The following is an 18,129-nucleotide window of genomic DNA, read 5'->3' on the forward strand; positions in this document are numbered from 1 at the left end:
CCTCGATCCGCTCATCCTACTAGTAGCAGTTTCCTTCCAGCTAATTTCCTAATATGGTAAACTGTCATGTGAGTGTCAGGCGTTAACCATTCCTATTTATCAGGTGGTACATTCATGCGTTCAATATGGCAGATTTACAAAACAGATTGGCTTAACATTTTCAAAGTCCCGACGGGCATCTTTTTGATCATCGCGATTATTCTTCTTCCTTGCTTATATGACTGGGTCAATATTAAATCGGTTTGGGACCCGTATGCCAATACACAAGGCGTGAAAGTGGCTGTTACGAGCGAGGATCAGGGAACGATAGTCGCAGACAAGCAAATTAATATCGGTGACGAGCTGATAAAAAGCTTGCGTACGAACGAAAAGCTGGGCTGGACGTTCGTGACCAAGGAGCAGGCAGAGCGTGGCGTCGACAGGGGCGATTATTATGCCAGCATCCTGATTCCGTCAAACTTTTCCTCAAAAATTACAGGCATTATTAACGGGAATCTGGAACGACCTGAGGTCATCTACACCGTAAACGAAAAAGTGAACGCAGTTGCCCCGAAAATCACTTCATCGGGAGTATCTGCGATTACGAAGCAAATCAACGAGAATTTTACGGAAGCAGTAAGCACGGCACTTTTGACAAAGCTTACAGAGATCGGGATTCAGATCGAGGAACAGCTGCCGACCATTCGCAAAATCGAAAACGGCATTTTTACACTGGAGAAAAGACTCCCAGAAATACGAGCAGCAGGACAGAAGGTTTTGGAGCTGGAAAAAAAGCTCCCCGCTATTCATGACAAGGCACAGATCATCATTGAAGTGGAGAAAAGGATTCCTGAGATAAATCGGGCGGCAGAGCATGTGCTCCGCATTCAGGAAAACTGGCCGCGCATCAGTGAGGCTGCTACTGTCATTACCTCACTTGAGGACAAGCTGCCCGTGATTCATCAAGCGGTTGCGCGCGTTCAAGAGCTGGATCAAAACTTCGACAAGGTCGCAAATGCCATCACTCTCGGAACGGAGAAAGCGAGTCAGGCAATTGAAATTGTTTCTGCTGCTCAAAATGCTTTGCCCAAAATCGCTGATCTGGCGGAAAAGGGTACAGCCGTTGCGGATCAGGTGAACGACTTTTTGACGACACATGATGGGGCGTTCGAGACGATCGCTCCTGTGCTCAAGCAAAATCTGGTGCTGGCGCAGCAAGCAGCGGATGCCGTCACTACGCTCACCGACCGACTGCTGCAAATCAATCTGTCTCATTTGCCAACTGCGGACGAAGTAAATGCAGTGAAGGACAGACTTGTAGGCGTAGAGAAGGTGCTTGCGCGCACCTCGTCCCTGCTTGACCGATTAAACAGCTATATTCCGGGACAGCCGCTCACCAATCAATTGGAGCGTCTGAAAGCGATCCAGCAAAAAGTGACGCGGCAAATCGATATTCTCGGCGCGATTGCAGATGCTTTGGCAGCGGGCAAGACACCTGCCAAGGATTTGGTGGAGGCATTGAATCAGCTCTCCAAGGAAACGAGCACGGGAATCCAAGATATTCTCTCGCGTTATGACAGTGAGATCGTTCCTCGAATCGAGGAAGGAATTGAGAAAATGAAGCAGCTGACGGGTGATGCGTCCGCGAACCTAAAAAAGCTGCTCGAACGACTCCCGGATATCGAAGCGATTCTTGCTGATACAAAAAGTGGCCTGGAGTTCGGACTTGCGGAATTAAAGCGGATTGAGCAGGAGCTGCCGCGAATACGTTCCGATGTCCATGAACTGGCGCAATCGCTGCAAAGCAAGGCAGATGCTTTTGAAAAAGCAATCAAAGTCGCAGCGCCATTCCTGCGGGAGAACCTCCCGGGAATCGGGAAAAAGCTCGATGAAGCCGCAGCGTTTATCAAGAATGACTTGCCGGGGGCAGAACAGGAGCTCACCAAGCTCGCAGATTTTGTGCGCAACAAGCTCCCGGAGGTGGAGACCGGGGTTCATAAGGTAGCAGGACTTGTCCGCGACGATCTGCCTACTCTGGAAAAAGCGATTGGGCAGGCAGCAGACAAGCTGAGAGAGGTTGAAGCGAACAACAACTTCGCTGATCTAGCCAAGCTGCTGCGCGGTGATATTAAGAAAGAGAGTGAGTTTCTCGCAAGCCCAGTACAAATCAAGGAAAATCGCAAATATCCGATCCCGAACTACGGTTCTGCGATGTCACCGTTTTATGGTGTTTTATCCTTATGGGTTGGCGCTACGTTGCTAATTTCCCTGCTGAAGCCTGACGCAGATAATCCAGATGGACGCTACAAGCCTTATCAGCTTTATTTGGGCCGCTTGGGTACCTTTATGACGATCGGACTTTTGCAGGCACTATGCGTCACACTCGGTGATTTTTACATTCTGGACGCCTATGTCGCGGATAAATTACCTTTCGTCCTATTCGCCATGCTGGTGAGTATGGTTTTCGTCACGATCACCTATACCCTTTTGTCCGTATTCGGCAATGTCGGAAAAGGGATCGCGATCATTTTTATGGTGTTTCAGTTTTCCAGCTCGGGCGGTACGTTCCCGATCAGTATGACCGCGCCCTTTTTCCAAGCGCTCAATCCATTTATGCCGTTTACGTATGCGATTAGCTTGCTCCGTGAAGCCGTAGGAGGTATTTTCTGGGAAACGGCGCTTCGCGATATCCTTTTCCTGGTTGGGTTTATCGGAATAAGCCTGTTTGTGGCACTTGCGCTGAAGCGTCCACTAAGCGGATTGATCAAAAAGTCGACGGAGAATGCGAAGAAAACGAAGATCATTGCCTGAGTGGGAGTACAGCGATGTCCCCTCTTGCTAGCAAGAAAAACCACCTTCTGCAGGTGGTTTTTTTCCTCGCGTGTCCATTTTTAGCGGTGATGCGTGCTTTTACGGAAAGTAGGATGCCCACACCTGTGCTGAAGCTGTACACGAAAAAAAGCGAACTACCTTTTTAGAGATAGTCCGCTTCGATCCTTTTTATGTGCTTACACAACACCTTGAGCGATCATGGCATCGGCTACTTTGATAAAGCCTGCGATATTGGCCCCTACTACCAGATTTCCGGGGTGACCATATTCCGCTGCAGCCTTTACGCTGTTTCGATAAATCTTTTCCATGATTTCATGCAATTTCGCATCTACCTCTTCAAATGACCATGACAGTCTCATGCTGTTTTGGGACATTTCCAGTGCAGATACGGATACGCCCCCCGCATTGGCTGCTTTTCCCGGACCAAACAGAACGTCGTTTGCGAGGAACAAATCAATCGCTTCCAGCGTGGACGGCATGTTTGCCCCTTCTCCTACTGCTTTGACACCATTGGCGATCAGGATTTTAGCCGAATCCACATTGATTTCATTTTGCGTCGCACATGGGAGCGCGATATCACAGGGAACCGTCCAAATTCCAGCGCATCCGGTGTGATATTCCGCATGTGGATGCTCCTTGACATATTCGGAAATTCGCTTGCGCTCCACTTCTTTAATGCGCTTCACGGTTTCGAGGTTAATGCCGTTTTTATCGAAAATATAACCGTTGGAATCGCTGCATGCTACCACGCTTGCGCCCAGCTGGATTGCTTTTTCTATCGCGTAGATGGATACATTTCCTGAACCAGATACGACTACTGTGCTTCCTTTGAAGCTGAGGCCTTTGTCCTTGAGCATCTCTTCAACGAAATACACAGTACCATAGCCCGTTGCTTCTGTTCTTCCCAGGCTGCCGCCGTAACCGAGCCCTTTTCCAGTGAATACTCCTGCCTCAAATCCACCGCGAATTCGTTTGTACTGCCCAAACATGAATCCTACCTCGCGAGCCCCTACCCCAATATCACCAGCAGGTACATCAGCATCAGGTCCGATATATCGGTAGAGCTCGGTGAGGAAGCTCTGGGTAAAGCGCATGATTTCGCCGTCAGATTTTCCTTTTGGATCGAAATCAGAGCCGCCCTTTCCGCCGCCGATAGGCTGGCCAGTGAGAGAGTTTTTAAAAATTTGCTCAAAGCCTAAAAACTTGATGATGCTGCCATTCACAGAAGGATGAAAGCGAATGCCGCCTTTGTAAGGACCGATGGCACTGTTAAACTGTACACGGAAGCCGCGGTTGACTCTTACCTTCCCTTGATCATCGACCCATGGCACGCGAAACGTAATCATACGCTCCGGCTCGGAGATGCTTTCCAAAATTCCGTGCTCCATGTACTTCGGCTGCTTTGCAAACACTGGCACGAGAGAATCAAAAATTTCTTTGGCTGCCTGATGGAATTCATATTCACCTGGATTGCGTTTTTTTACAGCTTCATATACGTCGTGCACATAATCCTTTGCCGCTTGTAGTCTGTCTTGATCGACCTCTTGTACAGTAGCCAATTTGCTCACTTTCTCCACTCTCCCCTTCATCTACATCTGTATATACAGTCAAAAATGACGTTATGTCGGACTATTTTGCTTTCATGGATGTATTTTATTATTGAAAATTAATCGAAACAATATGAAAATTAGATCAGAATCATGCCGGAATTAGATGAATGGAAAAAAGGATGTGACAGCCGTGGAATTGCGACAAATTCAATACTTCATTGAAGTTGCCAAGCGAGAACACGTAACGGAGGCTGCAGTCGCTTTGCACGTAGCGCAGTCTGCGGTGAGTCGCCAAATCGTGAATCTGGAACAGGAGCTGGGCGTGGATTTATTTATCCGCGAAGGACGAAACGTAAAATTAACGCCAATCGGCAGCATGTTTCTGGAGCATATTCAACAAGCGATGACAGTAATCGATAATGCGAAGCGGGAAATCGAGGAGTGTCTGGACCCGAATAAAGGGACGATCCGCATTGGCTTTCCGAGTAGTCTGGCTTCGTATACCCTGCCGACAGCGATCTCGGCGTTTCGCAATCTGTATCCGTCTGTGAATTTTTTACTCAAGCAAGGCTCGTACCACTATTTGATTGATGCCGTCAAAAAAGGCGATATCAATATGGCACTGCTTGGACCGCTGCCCAAAGATGAGAAGCGGATCAAGGGAGATATTTTATTTTTGGAGCATATCGTAGCGCTACTCCCCAATAGCCACCCTCTTGCGGATCGTCCGGCTCTGGAATTGGCGCAGCTGCGCAATGAATCCTTTATTTTGTTTCCTGAAGGATACGTTTTGCGGGAAATCGTCGTGAATGCCTGTCAGCAGCTCGGTTTTTATCCCAAGGTGTCTTTTGAGGGAGACGATATTGATGCGATCAAAGGGTTGGTAGCAGCCGGTTTGGGAGTGACGCTGATTCCGGAAATTACGCTCGTAGACAGCATACCGCGCTCTACAGTAAAGGTGCCTGTGATCGAGCCTAGAGTGACGCGTACAGTTGGTGTCATCATTCCAACAGAGCGTCAACTGCTGCCGACAGAGAAGCTGTTCCATCAGTTTTTAAAGGACTTTTTTACGGTTTTGGACCAATTCCACAAATAGGGAAAAGAACAAGAAATGAATCATGGGGTAACCGGAAATCACCAGAATCCCGGAAGTTGGACAACTCAAGCCTGGCTACCACGCAGACTTTATCGTGCTCGATCAGGATATTTTGGCGATCACTCCTGAGACGATCGATCAGATTACAGTCGAAGAAACCTATATGGGTGGACAATTGGTTTACAAGAAGTAACCATTCAAAAAATCAAAAGCCCGAAGCAAAACCAAACCAAGCCGTTAGTAGTCATGTACACACAACTACTAGCGGCTTTTTCTTTTTTCTCAGCTTAACAATCCATATCACGTCGTACTTTGCACAGTGAGTGCCATATGATGTCCACATCGTCCCGGGTCGTGCGCCAATTGCTGAACGCGGCTCGAATGGCGGGTTTTCCTTTGTAGATCGTAGGAGTCATAAATACATGGCCTTCCTGCTTCAAGCGATCGAGATAAAGCTTGATATCATCAAACGTAATGACCTGGTCTTGCTGCTTGAGCGTAAAGCAGACCACATTGAGGCGTGTCGGCGCCACTAGCTCAAACTTGTCTTCTTGCTCGATTTTCTGAGCCAAAAGCCGTGCCATCGCTACATTTTCCTCAACGATTTGTTGATAGCCTTGATGTCCATAAGCTTTTAACGTAAACCAAGCGGGCAGAGCACGGAAACGTCTGGAGTTCTCTGGGGTCAGATGCGCAAATTCAGGATGGTCGATGGCATTCCCTAAATAAGCTGCATGGTTCTGAAAAACCTCTACTTGCAATGATTTATGCCGCGTAAACTGCATGGCGGAGTCGTACGGGACATTCAACCATTTGTGCGCGTCGATGGTAATCGAATCTGCCTGATCGATACCGGAAGTAAGATGATTGTAAGTGGGAGAGCAAGCTGCAAAGCCACCGAATGCTGCGTCCACATGGAACCAAAATGAGTACTCCTGCTTTAACTGCCCGATCGCTTGCAGATCATCGTAATCGACGGAATTTACCGTTCCTGCATTCGCCACTACCACACAAGGCGTCGCTTTATTTTCCTCCAAAAATGCGCGAAGCAGCGCAATATCGATAGCTTCCCGGTTGTCGAGACAAGGAATAAGCTGCATGCTCTCGCGTCCCATCCCGAGCATGGACAGCGATTTGTAAACACTGGAGTGTGGAGCGCCGCTGACGATTTTGATTGGCGGCAGATGATACAAGCCTTGTTGCGCAATATTGATACCTAGCTGATGGGCTACCCATTGCCGAGCTTGTGCAAGTCCGACGAAATTGGCCATGGTTGCTCCGCTAACGAACGCCCCGCTAAATTCCTCGGGAAGATGGAACAGCTCGCGAAGCATGGCAATCGCTTCTAATTCCACTTGTCCGGCAGCCGAATCCTCTATCCCTGACAGATTTTGATCGTATACACTCACCAGCCAATCGCCAGCTACAGAAGCAGGTGTAGCACCACCTGTCACGAATCCTAAATAGCGAGGTCCAGCACTGCCGCTTACTTGTTTGGCGTAGCTCGCTTGGAATTGTTCTAGTGCTCCCATGGCTCCGTACCCTTCAGTGGGCAAGCCTGCAGGCATAATTGGCGTTGGGGAAACAGCCGACGGATGAGAGTCGATGTTTGCAAAAAATCGTTCTGCTTCCTGTACAACCTGGTCCAGAATGACTTTTATATTCTGGTGATCGGTCTCCATTTTTTTCACCATACAGATTCCACTCCTTCTTCCGGTATTGTAGTTTTGTATTAGTAAACCAGACGATCGCTATAACAGTACACCTCCGACTAAAACAGTTGGGTAAAAGGAGGGGAAGCATGCATATTCCTATCAGTCGCACGAGTAAGCAATCTATTTCTGATCAGATTGCGCAGACGATCATGGAGAGAATCGGTTCCGGTATGTATAAGGAAGGAGAGCCGTTACACTCGGTCCGCCAGCTAGCCAAAGAAATCGGGGTGAGTGTCGTAACGGTGATCAAGGCATACAGGATATTGGAACAAAAAGGGTTTACCGTGACGCAGCATGGCAAAGGCACATTTATTACAACATCAAATCAGGCAGGGCCATCAAACGCTACTCCTGATTACGCATGGCAAGCGGAGGTCGTCGACTATAGTGGCAGATCGATGTTTGGACAGCATACAAAGCGATCAGGTGTCGCGAAATATCCCTTTCATGCCGCTACCTTATCGGAGGAGCTGCTGCCGATGAACGCCCTTCGACAGGCCACTGAGCGGGCTTCCCATGATCCACGTTCGTTTGCAGGATATTCTTCTCCGCTTGGCGATGAGGATTTGCGTGAGACATTGTCTTCGTATTTTCAATCAAATGGCAGTGATGTTCGAGCATCCGAGATCATGATTACTACCGGTTGTCAGCAGGGGATTGACCTAGTCGCCCGCACCTTTATCGGAGCAGGCGATGTGGTTTTAGTAGAGTCTCCTACATATCCTGCGGCGCTTGACTCGTTTCGTTCACGAGGTGCCCGTATCGTCCCGATCCCGAGTGATCATCAGGGGATACGGATGGATTTGTTAACGCGTTTGTTTGACGAACAAGCTCCCAAAGTGGTATACGTCGTCCCGACAGGACAAAATCCTACGGGCAGCATCATGGACATGGAGACGAGGAGAAGGCTGCTAGATTTAGCGGAGAGCTTTCATTGCCTGATTGTCGAGGATGATCCATGGTCAGAAATTCATTATGAAAGACAGATTCCACCGAGTATGTACAGGTTGGATCAGAACGGTCACGTCATATTTTTAAAAGGCTTTAGCAAAACACTCGCACCCGGATTGCGGCTGGGCTGTCTTGCAGCGAAAGGCGATATTTATTCCAGACTGGCAGGTGTCAAAGCGATTGCTGATTTATCCACGCCGCTCTTTAACCAACGAAGCTTTCTGCACCTTTTGCGAGGAATCTCTCTTCCTGACTATTACGATTCCGTCCGCATTCATATGACAAGGAAGCGAGAGAGCGTCCAGCGACTTTTGCAAAAGTACGCAGCTGGCAGCGTCCAGTGGGTAGCGCCTCAAGCAGGTCCGAATTTTTGGCTGCAAACGACCATCGATACAGATGCGTTAGTTATCGAGGCAGAACGAGAACGCATCTCGTTTTTACCTGGATCAAACTGCTTCATTGACTTATCAGGCTCTCGCTATTTGCGAATAGGCTTCGGTGCGATTCCGTCAGAAAAATTGGAAGAAGGGATCGCTGAGCTATGCAAGCTGATCAACAATCAAGAGAAAACAAAAGAAACACAACGTTAATTGATTTTTCTAAAAAGTATTACTATAATCGGTTCAGGTAGAGGAATTCCTTTCTTTAGGAGAGATGAAGCTATGAAAATTCCAAAGGAACAAGCTGTCCTCAGCATGTCTCCTCATCATGCGCCAGTAGCACGAATTCACTCTGGAAACCGCGTCGTTTTTGAAACATGTGATTGCTTTAGCAACCAGATTACGAGCGAGGAGCACCTGTTTAGTTTGATTGGCTGGGATTTGATTAACCCGGCTACCGGTCCATTGTATGTCGAGGACGCCGAGCCAGGGGATATCCTGCGTGTGGAAATCGTCGATATCCAAATTGCCGATCAAGGGGTCATGACTGTTGCACCAAAAGAGGGCATACTTGGGGAATTTATTGCCGAAGAAAGGACAAAAGTAATTCCGATCCGAGACGGCAAAGCCTTGTTTAATGACAAGATACAAATCGATGTCAAGCCGATGATTGGCGTTATTGGAACTGCTCCTGCGACGGAAGCAATCTCTACCGGAACCCCTGGAGATCATGGTGGCAACATGGATTGCAAACGAATCGTGAAGGGCTCCGTGCTGTATTTGCCAGTAAATGTCCCGGGCGCCCTGCTGTCTATGGGAGATTTGCATGCGGTCATGGCGGATGGAGAGATTGTGGTTTGCGGATTAGAGATTCCAGGCGAGGTCACTGTAAATGTTGAAGTGATAAAAGGCAAGAGCTTGCCATTGCCTATGCTGGCAGAAGGCGAGCATGTGATGACGATTGCGTCCGCTCTTACATTGGAAGAGGCAGGGAAAATGGCGACGGTTCATATGCACCGCTTTTTGGTAGAAGAGGTCGGTATGCCAAGCGACGAAGCGGGGATGCTGCTCTCGTTGATCGGGGATTTGCGAATTTGCCAAGTAGTCGATCCGTTAATGACGATGCGTATGGAGCTGCCCAAATGGGTACTTGAAAAATACGACTATCAATTGAAATAAATGGAATTAATTGTAACAAGAGTCTGCTTTCCCGGGCTCTTGTTTTTTTGTGTTGTCCCGAAATCACAGCGTAAATATTGGCTTTTTGTGAGGATTGTAAACGTCGTATGAATAAGATGTGGTTCATGTTAAGAATAGCGTTTTATGGAGGTTTATGTAAGATACTCCCGAAATTAATTACAGTTATTACTCGAATTGAGAAGGTGAGACCTCCATGATCGAATTTAAGCAAGTATGCAAAACATATCCAAATGGAGTAGCAGGGTTGAAAAATATTGATTTATCCATTCACAAGGGTGAATTTTTAGTCATCGTAGGACTGTCCGGTGCCGGCAAATCCACGCTGCTCCGTTCTATTAACAGACTGCATGAGATTACAAGCGGAGAAATTCTGATTGACGGTAAATCAATCACTACGGCAAAAGGCGAGAAGCTGCGCATGATGCGAAGAGATATCGGAATGATTTTTCAAAGCTTTAATCTGGTCAAACGATCGACGGTATTACGCAATGTGTTGTCTGGAAGAGTTGCTTATCATTCCACGCTGCGCACTCTCTTGGGGATGTTTCCGGAGAAGGACGTACAGCTGGCGCTACAAGCATTGGAGCGGGTGAATATTAAAGAAAAGGCCTACACGCGCGCTGACCAACTATCTGGCGGGCAGCAGCAGCGGGTGTCTATCGCGCGGGCATTGGCACAGGAAGCAAAAATCATTTTAGCCGATGAGCCTGTAGCCTCACTCGATCCGCTCACGACCAAGCAAGTGATGGATGATTTGAAGCGAATCAACCAGGAGCTGGGGATTACTACCGTGGTCAATCTGCATGATATTGATTTGGCGAGAGAATACGCGACCAGGATCATCGGAATGAGGGCAGGCGAAATTGTATTTGATGGTACCGTACAGGAGGCGACGGATGAAACGTTCATGGGTATTTATGGGCGATCGCTGCGAGCTGCCGACAACCACGATTTAGAGGTGAGTAACCTATGAATCAAACAGAGCTACGGCCCCCATCGAAAATGAAATGGTACCTCAATGTGCTTCTCTTGCTCGCTCTGCTCATTGGCAGCTCTTATCAGACGGATGCTTCGTTGCTTTTGCTGGTGACAGGAACAGGCGAGATGGGCAAATTGCTTGCAGAAATGTTTCCACCTGACTGGTCCTATCTGGATGTGATCTGGAAACCGATGTTGCAGACAGTTCAAATGGCGATTGTCGGTACGACGATTGGTGGGATCATGGCGATTCCGTTGGCGTTTTTTGCGGCGAATAACGTATTTTCGTCCAAGCTGCTCCACACGGTATCACGGTTTGTTATGAACCTGATTCGGACTGTGCCTGAGCTATTGTTTGCCGGTATTTTTGTCGCTATTTTTGGACTCGGTCCATTTGCCGGGGTGCTAGCGATCACTTTCTTTTCCTTTGCGTTGATCTCCAAATTGACGTATGAAGCCATCGAAGCCATCGATCGTGGGCCTCTGGAAGCGATGACTGCGGTGGGGGCGAATAAGCTTCAGTGGATACACTTTGGGATTACCCCGCAAATCATTGCTCATTACATTACGTTTTTTCTGTATACGTTTGAAGTAAACATCAGGGCGGCTGCCGTCCTTGGGCTCGTAGGTGCGGGAGGAATCGGACTGTTTTTGGACCGATCCCTGAATCAACTGCGCTACGACCGAGCTTCGATCATTATTCTTGCCACACTGGCGATTGTTCTGATTATTGATTTTGTCAGTTCCAGAATCCGGGAGAGAATGCTATGAAACAGAATAATCGTATACAGGTACGGATACGGAGTGGACTCATTACAGTTTTGCTCATCTTGGTCTATGTATGGGCATTTTCCGGGCTGGAGTTTAACGGAATTCAGCCAACCGCAGGTGAGATTTCACAATCGATCTTACGCGGGATGATTCATCCTGATTGGGGTTATGTGTATTTGCCAGAAGGTGAGGATTTGCTCAGAGGGCTTCTCGATACGCTGGCGATTGCGATTTTGGGCACATTCATTTCAGCAATACTTTGTGTTCCATTTGCCTTTTGGGCTGCGTCCAACATGAGCAAGCATAAATCGATTCATGGATCGGGTAAAATTTTTCTGAGCTTCATTCGCGTTTTCCCCGAAATTGTTATGGCGATCATCTTTATTAAGGCAGTCGGTCCGGGATCGTTCGCAGGGGTTCTGGCTTTGGGCTTGCATTCCATCGGGATGCTGGGTAAATTATATTCGGAGTCGATTGAAAACCTGGACATGGGACCTTCAGAGGCGCTGACAGCATGCGGGGCAAACCGTCTGCAAACGATCTGGTATGCGGTCATTCCGCAGGTGCTGCCTCATTTTTACTCCCTGATTTTGTTCCGTATCGAGATCAATGTACGTTCCGCCTCCATTTTGGGTATGATCGGAGCGGGCGGGATCGGTACGCCGCTTATTTTTGCGCTGGAAGCACGTTCGTGGGACCGGGTCGGAATCATTCTGCTTGGCATCATTGTTACAGTGACCCTGATTGACATACTCTCTGGCTATATTCGTAAAAGAATTGTGTGAGCTTACAAAACGAAGTTGATTCCAAACAAAAGACCGTCGCTGCCAAAAGGCGCTGACGGTCTTTTACGTTGTTATTTAATTTCTTGTCCGACTGCTTTTGCATAGTCACGTACTGGCGCGAAGTTTTCGTCTTTTCCTACTACATAGCCTTTATGCGTATAGATTTCGTCGATAACTTTTCCGCCTTCTGGGTCTTTTGCGATATCGATGAATGCATCTTGAATTTTCTTTCTCCACTCTGGAGACATGTCAGGACGTACAGCCACCGTGTCGTTTGGAATTGGCGCGGTGTAGTGCAGGACGCGAGTTACGTCAAATACGTCTGGCTTGTCTTTTTTCACAGTGTTACGCGCATCCTCAAACACAGCTGCTGCATCTACTTCACCGTTCAATACAGCGAGAATACCTTTGTCGTGCCCTTTGATGGTGATCGCTTGTACGTCTTTCTCAGGATCTACGCCTGCTTTACTCAGCTCAGCCGCCGGGAATACGAAGCCTGCTGAGGAGGTAACGTCTTGCCAAGCGATTTTCTTGCCTTTCAAGTCAGCCAAGGATTGGATTGGAGAATCTTTTTTAACGACGATCATGGCACGGTAGAAATCGACCAGATCCTTGGTTGGCTTGCCTGTTCCTTCTTCTACACCAAAACGCTGTGCTTGCAGGAGAAGATCGGCTGCACCCTTCACGTCATGAGCCAGTACGTACGCATTTGGAGGCAAGAAACCGATATCTACTTGCTTGGATGCCATTGCTTCAATGATTGTGCTGTAGCTGGTAGAAACCGAGACTTTTACAGGAATACCGAGCTTGTCTCCCAGCAGTTTCTCCAAAGGTTTCGCTTTTGCTTCCAGTGTCTCCGCGTTTTGGGACGGCACGAATTGGACCTTCAATTCAGTAGGTACATAGCTTGTTCCGGATGCAGTGCTAGAGCTTGTCCCACATCCAGCCAAGCCTGCGGCCATAACAAGTGCCATACCCATTGTTGCTACCTTTTTAAACATAGTCTTCTTCCCTCCGAAGATGATTCGTTTGAAATAGATGAATCATGTAAAAATATAACAAACCATTGTCAAGCTACTGTTAATATCGTGTGAATATTGTTCGCTTGGAGTATGAATTCGCTATGATAGAGATGACTCTTTGAAACAATCCGATGAGGTAGGAGTGAATCGTATGGGAACGGCTTTTGCCAAGCGTACGTTGACGATCTTGCAAACAAGTGATTTACATGGGAGTATTTATCCTATTTCATACGCAACAAACGAGCCAAAAGATGTGGGGTTTGCCAAGATAGCTACATTGATCAAAGCGCAGCGTGAGGAGGCAGATCAGCTGCTGGTTATCGATAACGGGGATTTGATTCAGGGAACGCCACTGGCCTACCATCATGCACGCTTGCATCCTACGGATTTTAATCCCATGATTCTATGTTTAAATGAGCTTGCCTACGATGCTGCTATCATCGGCAATCACGAATTTAATTACGGTCTTCCTTTTTTGTATAAAGCGATCGGAGAAAGTCGTTTTCCGTGGCTCTGCGCGAATTTGACCAATGAGGATGGGGAACCGTTTTTCGGACAGCCGTACCTGGTGAAAACATATGAGAGTGGGCTTACAGTAGGCGTGCTTGGCTTGACAACACCCTACATCCCGAATTGGGAGCAGCCAGAAAATATCGCGGGCATCCGGTTCCTCGATCCGGTTGAGACGGCTCGCAAGTGGGTTCGCATTTTACGAGAGGAAGAGAAGGTAGATCTCGTCATCGTCTCCTATCACGGAGGGCTGGAAAGAGACCCGGAAACAGGGAAGGCGACCGAAGCATTGACGAAAGAGAATCAAGGCTATGAGCTATGCAGCGAGGTGCCAGGCATCGATGTGCTCTTAACCGGTCACCAGCATCGGATGCTCGTATCGACGATAAACGGAGTTTGTGTCGTGCAGCCAGGAAATGAAGGCAGGGCGCTTGGAAAAGTAGAGCTCTCGCTACAGCAGTGTGCTACAGGCTGGGAGGTTTTAGCATGCGAGGCGCAATTGCTTTCTGTGGAGGGAGTAGAAGCAGACACGTCTATTTTGGAAATGGCCTCACCATATGAAGAGCGTACGCAGGGCTGGCTCGATCAGCCAATCGGCAGGTTCTCAGGGGATATGCGAATCACTGAACCGATGGCCGTACGATTAAAAGACCATGCCTTTATAGAATTTATCAATCGTGTACAAATGGACATCTCCGGTGCTCCTATATCAAGCACGGCGCTGTTTGACAATACGTCTGCCGGATTTCTAGAAGACGTGACCATGCGCGACATTGTGAGCAACTATATGTATCCGAATACACTTGTCGTGATACGGGTAAAGGGAAAAGACATTCGGGCTGCGCTGGAGCAGGGAGCAGAATACTTCGCTCTGGACGAGACAGGTGAGATCGTTGTCAGTCCTGCATTTCTTTTGCCGAAGCCGCAGCACTACAACTATGACATGTGGGAAGGCATCGAGTATCAGATCAATGTGGCCAAGCCGATTGGAGCGCGCGTGGTGACATTGACGCAAAACGGAGTGCCTTTGGATATGGAAGCGGAGTACGACGTGGTGATGAACAACTACCGTGCAGGTGGCGGAGGCAATTACACCATGTTTCAAAATAAACCCGTGGTCAAGGAAATCGCTATAGACGTATCAGAGCTGCTCGCTACCTATATTTTGGAGAAAAAGGTGGTAGAGGCTACGGTGAATGGAAACTGGGAGGTAGTAAAGGGACAAGGGGCCGTTAAACGCGGTCGCTCCTCCTTGGGTAAGCCTCGATAGAGGTTTTTCTTACCCTGCATGATGTAGCAGATCAGCTCCAAACGGATGATCAATAACATAGAGCCAGCTGCCATCAAGCTGTTTTCTGACGATCTCGGACGTATGTCCCACCAATTGTGTTGTGCTGCCGTCAGGAGCTGTCGTATCAATCACAAAATGAGCACGCAATAAGGCAAGATCACCCTGCAACACACAATAAACGTTTGTCGAAATCATGGTGCCTTTGATTTGCAGTAATTGTTCAAGCGCTTTGCGGATGGCTTCTGTTCCACGCATTTCGTTGCCAGCGTGATCCATGAGAACCGCGTCTGGTTCATAGAGAGCCAGGAGGTTGGCGATTTGCCCGGAATTGAATGCTGCTGCGAAGGCTGCATTCATGTCTTGCGGATTCAGGACGGGAGTGGCTTGATTGGATCGTGACATGCAAATACCCTCTTTTCTGCATAAGAATTGTAGTTCCAGCTTACTCGGAGGGCGTGTATAGTGGGAAGTACGCACAATGAAATGACCTAGTCATAAAAAACTGACCATGATGGAGGAAAAGATGCCGTACCAGGATGGGAAATTCGGTTGTCCTGTTGATGTTGGTCTGTCGATGATTAGCGGCAAATGGAAGCCGCGGATTATTTATGAGCTGCTTCAGCAAACGAGACGCTTCGGAGAACTGCATCGGTTGATTCCCGAGGTATCGAGGCATGTTTTAACCACACAGCTTAGGGAGCTGGAGGAGAGTGATATCGTCTCTCGTACGGTATATCCCTCCTCTCCCCCAAAAGTGGAGTATGCGCTAACTGAGTTTGGCAAAAGGATTGCTCCGATTTTAGAGCAAATGATTGAACTGGGTGAGCATTATATCGCGAAACAAAATCAAGGGGAAAGAAACGAATAGAAAGTAAACGGACTCTCTCCTATGCTTTGGCTTCTACTCCGATTGTACGTGTAGGCTTGCCCATGATGACAGAGTCCTTGGGCAGCAGCAGAGCGAAAAGCCCGAGTAATGGTAAATAAGCGCATACCTGAACCATCGTTTCGATGCCATAGCTATCCATTAGTTGCCCCATGACGACTGAACCGAGTCCGGCAAGCCCAAACGATAGACCAAAGAACAAACCAGCGACTGTGCCGACGTGTCCCGGTAGCATCTCCTGTGCATAGACGATGATTACCGAAAAGCCGGACATCAGGATGAGCCCGATTGCTATGCAGACGAGGATGGACCCAATTGGACCTGTATAGGGCAGAAGCAGAGAGAATGGCGCTGTTCCAAGAATCGAAAACCAAATGATTTTTTGACGACCCAATCGGTCAGCCAGTGGTCCGCCCAAAAAGGTACCGAGCATACCTGCGAATTGCAGGGCAAAGAGGCACATTTGAGCATTTTCCAGGGGAAGCTGAAATTTGTCCATGTAGTAAAAGGAGTAGTAGCCGGTCATGCTGGCCAAATAAACGAATTTGGAAAATAGCATGAGTACAAGAATCCCCATGACATACACAATAAAGCCTTTACTGAACCGATTCTCGTGCAGAGCTGTCGTTTGCGCTTGTGGACGAGGTGTATTTTTTGGACGAGCATGACGGCGATACCATTGACTAATAAACGATTGCAGAACGATGCCGATGACAGCGAGCAGGATAAACCAGAGAAAGCCTAGCTGTCCCTGTGGACTAATAATGAACGCGACCATGAGCGGAGCCAGAGCCTGACCTGTGTTTCCGCCAACTTGAAAGACGGACTGGGCGAGGCCTCTGCGGTGCTTCATCGCCATATGGGCGACACGTGAAGACTCGGGATGCAGAACGGACGAGCCGACCCCAATCAAGGCTGCTGACAACAAAAGATATAAGAGTGAAGGCGAAAGGGCCAAGCCTAACATGCCGAGAAGTGTGAACAGCATGCCCATCGGCAAAAGCAACGGCATCGGACGGCGGTCTGTGTAGTATCCAATGAGTGGCTGCAATATCGACGCGGTAATATTCAGCGTAAAGGCGACCCAGCCGATCTCCACAAAGCTGAGCTGCATTTTTTGCTGAAATAGGGGAAAAACGGCCGGCACGACGGACTGCATGGCATCATTTAGCAAATGCGCCACACTCACACCGAGCAGGATGACCAACGAAGTATTTTTCGTGGTGTCTGTAGCAGGACTCTGTGACAATCTCTCCACTTCCTTCTCTATCTATTTTTCATTCATGCTAAAGGAAGGGGCATAGAGAAGTCGTCTTAAAATGTGCGTAGATGCTGAGCAATTTTTGCTATAATGGGGCTGGGTGAATGCCGATGTACATGAAAATAATCCTGCCACAACTGGAATTGCACAAAATCGAGAGTACGTTTGAAAATACGCCCCATGTACATGACGATCAGTTTCAGGTAACCATTCCTGTTCAAGGGACGTGTTTTTTTACCCATGAAAGCAAAGCAGTGAAGCTCCCGGCAGGCGAGGGCTTGATTCTGCATCCGCGAGACAGGCATTCCTTTCATATCGGTCCTGATGCAGGTGTGATTATCATTCGTGTGAAGGATGGCTGCATGTATGATCAGGAGCGCGAAAAGGGATTCGACCCGGCACTTCGGCAGCAATTCGATCCGGTAGCATGGACCATGCTTTTTCGCCACTGGATCACAGGTATGCTTGCCCTGGACCATTCGGAAAAGCTGGCGGAAGAAGAATTAGAGCTGCAGGTTCTTGCTCATTTACAACGACTGCTGTCAGGGAGTGGAGCAAGCGAAATTGCTCCGCGGCTAAAGACTGGCACAGATACTCATTTGTCACGCGTTTTGGAGTATATCCATGCTCACTTTACAGAGGAGCTAAGCGTCGATTTGTTGGCTGCTCTGGCTCGACAAAGCAGGTTTCACTTTATTCGTTCCTTCAAGTCTGCCACAGGACAAACCCCTTACCAGTATGTGCTTCAGCTACGGATCGGAAAGGCGAAGGAGCTGCTACAGCGCTCTTCCGCAACGGTAACAGATATCAGCTTCGCGCTAGGGTTTTCCAGTCCGAGTCAATTTTTTCGAATATTCGCGAAGCAGGTCGGGGCAACACCCGAGCAGTATCGAAGCGGGACGCGATAATTTTGCAAATGAAA

The 18,129-nt window shown here is 48.2% G+C and carries 16 protein-coding genes; 11 read left to right on the forward strand and 5 right to left on the reverse strand.

From position 1 onward, the window contains the following. Positions 1–114: 114 nt before the first annotated feature. Entirely contained in the window at positions 115–2,790 is a 2,676-nt protein-coding gene (locus ADS79_RS22320) for a YhgE/Pip domain-containing protein (RefSeq protein ID WP_049740551.1), read from the forward strand. A 197-nt stretch (positions 2,791–2,987) separates the two neighbouring features. On the opposite strand, the gene gdhA is transcribed toward ADS79_RS22320, so the two are convergent. Continuing rightward, complete coding sequence (gene gdhA, locus ADS79_RS22325; protein WP_049741109.1) at positions 2,988–4,370, reverse strand: NADP-specific glutamate dehydrogenase; 1,383 nt, start codon at positions 4,368–4,370, stop codon at positions 2,988–2,990. Positions 4,371–4,551: 181 nt separating this feature from the next. Between gdhA and gltC the strand changes: the two genes are divergently transcribed. Next, on the forward strand, positions 4,552–5,457 hold the full coding sequence (gltC, locus tag ADS79_RS22330) for a glutamate biosynthesis transcriptional regulator GltC (protein ID WP_049740552.1): 906 nt from the start codon (positions 4,552–4,554) through the stop codon (positions 5,455–5,457). A 46-nt stretch (positions 5,458–5,503) separates the two neighbouring features. Continuing rightward, entirely contained in the window at positions 5,504–5,650 is a 147-nt protein-coding gene (locus ADS79_RS36255; protein ID WP_255323316.1) for an amidohydrolase family protein, read from the forward strand. 94 nt (positions 5,651–5,744) lie between these two features. Here the strand turns inward: ADS79_RS36255 and ADS79_RS22335 are convergent, their stop codons facing one another. Further along, positions 5,745–7,151 carry a pyridoxal phosphate-dependent decarboxylase family protein gene (locus tag ADS79_RS22335; protein ID WP_049740553.1) on the reverse strand — a complete coding sequence of 469 codons (1,407 nt, stop codon included), beginning with the start codon at positions 7,149–7,151 and terminating at the stop codon, positions 5,745–5,747. Between the two features lie 107 nt (positions 7,152–7,258). Here ADS79_RS22335 and ADS79_RS22340 point away from each other — a divergent pair, with 107 nt between their 5' ends. The 5 genes from ADS79_RS22340 to phnE (ADS79_RS22360) all read left to right on the forward strand — a co-directional run bounded on the left by ADS79_RS22340 (position 7,259) and on the right by phnE (ADS79_RS22360) (position 12,237). Beyond that, complete coding sequence (locus ADS79_RS22340) at positions 7,259–8,713, forward strand: aminotransferase-like domain-containing protein (protein WP_049740554.1); 1,455 nt, start codon at positions 7,259–7,261, stop codon at positions 8,711–8,713. A 72-nt stretch (positions 8,714–8,785) separates the two neighbouring features. Then, positions 8,786–9,682, forward strand: coding sequence for an acetamidase/formamidase family protein (locus ADS79_RS22345; RefSeq protein ID WP_049740555.1), 897 nt, complete (start codon positions 8,786–8,788; stop codon positions 9,680–9,682). A 214-nt stretch (positions 9,683–9,896) separates the two neighbouring features. Continuing rightward, positions 9,897–10,676 (forward strand): phosphonate ABC transporter ATP-binding protein, encoded by a 780-nt coding sequence (phnC, locus tag ADS79_RS22350; protein ID WP_049740556.1) that lies wholly within the window; start codon positions 9,897–9,899, stop codon positions 10,674–10,676. After that, positions 10,673–11,452 carry a phosphonate ABC transporter, permease protein PhnE gene (phnE, locus tag ADS79_RS22355; RefSeq protein WP_049740557.1) on the forward strand — a complete coding sequence of 260 codons (780 nt, stop codon included), beginning with the start codon at positions 10,673–10,675 and terminating at the stop codon, positions 11,450–11,452. The genes phnC and phnE (ADS79_RS22355) overlap by 4 nt, the downstream gene beginning before the upstream one ends. Next, positions 11,449–12,237 (forward strand): phosphonate ABC transporter, permease protein PhnE, encoded by a 789-nt coding sequence (gene phnE / locus ADS79_RS22360; protein WP_049740558.1) that lies wholly within the window; start codon positions 11,449–11,451, stop codon positions 12,235–12,237. The genes phnE (ADS79_RS22355) and phnE (ADS79_RS22360) overlap by 4 nt, the downstream gene beginning before the upstream one ends. 71 nt (positions 12,238–12,308) lie before the next feature. On the opposite strand, the gene ADS79_RS22365 is transcribed toward phnE (ADS79_RS22360), so the two are convergent. Next, on the reverse strand, positions 12,309–13,238 hold the full coding sequence (locus ADS79_RS22365; protein WP_049740559.1) for a phosphate/phosphite/phosphonate ABC transporter substrate-binding protein: 930 nt from the start codon (positions 13,236–13,238) through the stop codon (positions 12,309–12,311). A gap of 172 nt (positions 13,239–13,410) precedes the next feature. Here ADS79_RS22365 and ADS79_RS22370 point away from each other — a divergent pair, with 172 nt between their 5' ends. Continuing rightward, positions 13,411–15,039, forward strand: coding sequence for a bifunctional metallophosphatase/5'-nucleotidase (locus ADS79_RS22370; protein ID WP_049740560.1), 1,629 nt, complete (start codon positions 13,411–13,413; stop codon positions 15,037–15,039). Positions 15,040–15,048: 9 nt separating this feature from the next. On the opposite strand, the gene ADS79_RS22375 is transcribed toward ADS79_RS22370, so the two are convergent. Then, positions 15,049–15,462 (reverse strand): YybH family protein, encoded by a 414-nt coding sequence (locus ADS79_RS22375; protein ID WP_049740561.1) that lies wholly within the window; start codon positions 15,460–15,462, stop codon positions 15,049–15,051. 121 nt (positions 15,463–15,583) lie between these two features. On the opposite strand from ADS79_RS22375, the gene ADS79_RS22380 reads away from it, so the two are divergent. Then, complete coding sequence (locus ADS79_RS22380) at positions 15,584–15,928, forward strand: winged helix-turn-helix transcriptional regulator (RefSeq protein ID WP_049740562.1); 345 nt, start codon at positions 15,584–15,586, stop codon at positions 15,926–15,928. A gap of 19 nt (positions 15,929–15,947) precedes the next feature. On the opposite strand, the gene ADS79_RS22385 is transcribed toward ADS79_RS22380, so the two are convergent. After that, a complete protein-coding gene (locus ADS79_RS22385) occupies positions 15,948–17,195 on the reverse strand; it encodes an MFS transporter (RefSeq protein ID WP_049740563.1) in 1,248 nt (415 codons plus the stop codon). A 122-nt stretch (positions 17,196–17,317) separates the two neighbouring features. On the opposite strand from ADS79_RS22385, the gene ADS79_RS22390 reads away from it, so the two are divergent. Continuing rightward, a complete protein-coding gene (locus tag ADS79_RS22390; protein WP_161807314.1) occupies positions 17,318–18,115 on the forward strand; it encodes an AraC family transcriptional regulator in 798 nt (265 codons plus the stop codon). Positions 18,116–18,129: the final 14 nt, after the last annotated feature.

The sequence above is a fragment of the Brevibacillus reuszeri genome (assembly GCF_001187725.1).
Classification (GTDB): Bacteria; Bacillota; Bacilli; order Brevibacillales; family Brevibacillaceae; genus Brevibacillus; species Brevibacillus reuszeri.

Bases quoted from the DNA above. Each gene is read 5' to 3' on its own strand.
- ADS79_RS22320 (WP_049740551.1), top strand. From the start codon at position 115: ATGCGTTCAATATGGCAGATTTACAAAACAGATTGGCTTAACATTTTC.
- ADS79_RS22335 (WP_049740553.1), bottom strand. From the start codon at position 7,151: ATGGTGAAAAAAATGGAGACCGATCACCAGAATATAAAAGTCATTCTG.
- ADS79_RS22340 (WP_049740554.1), top strand. From the start codon at position 7,259: ATGCATATTCCTATCAGTCGCACGAGTAAGCAATCTATTTCTGATCAG.
- ADS79_RS22345 (WP_049740555.1), top strand. From the start codon at position 8,786: ATGAAAATTCCAAAGGAACAAGCTGTCCTCAGCATGTCTCCTCATCAT.
- phnC (WP_049740556.1), top strand. From the start codon at position 9,897: ATGATCGAATTTAAGCAAGTATGCAAAACATATCCAAATGGAGTAGCA.
- phnE (WP_049740557.1), top strand. From the start codon at position 10,673: ATGAATCAAACAGAGCTACGGCCCCCATCGAAAATGAAATGGTACCTC.
- phnE (WP_049740558.1), top strand. From the start codon at position 11,449: ATGAAACAGAATAATCGTATACAGGTACGGATACGGAGTGGACTCATT.
- ADS79_RS22365 (WP_049740559.1), bottom strand. From the start codon at position 13,238: ATGTTTAAAAAGGTAGCAACAATGGGTATGGCACTTGTTATGGCCGCA.
- ADS79_RS22370 (WP_049740560.1), top strand. From the start codon at position 13,411: ATGGGAACGGCTTTTGCCAAGCGTACGTTGACGATCTTGCAAACAAGT.
- ADS79_RS22375 (WP_049740561.1), bottom strand. From the start codon at position 15,462: ATGTCACGATCCAATCAAGCCACTCCCGTCCTGAATCCGCAAGACATG.
- ADS79_RS22380 (WP_049740562.1), top strand. From the start codon at position 15,584: ATGCCGTACCAGGATGGGAAATTCGGTTGTCCTGTTGATGTTGGTCTG.
- ADS79_RS22390 (WP_161807314.1), top strand. From the start codon at position 17,318: ATGTACATGAAAATAATCCTGCCACAACTGGAATTGCACAAAATCGAG.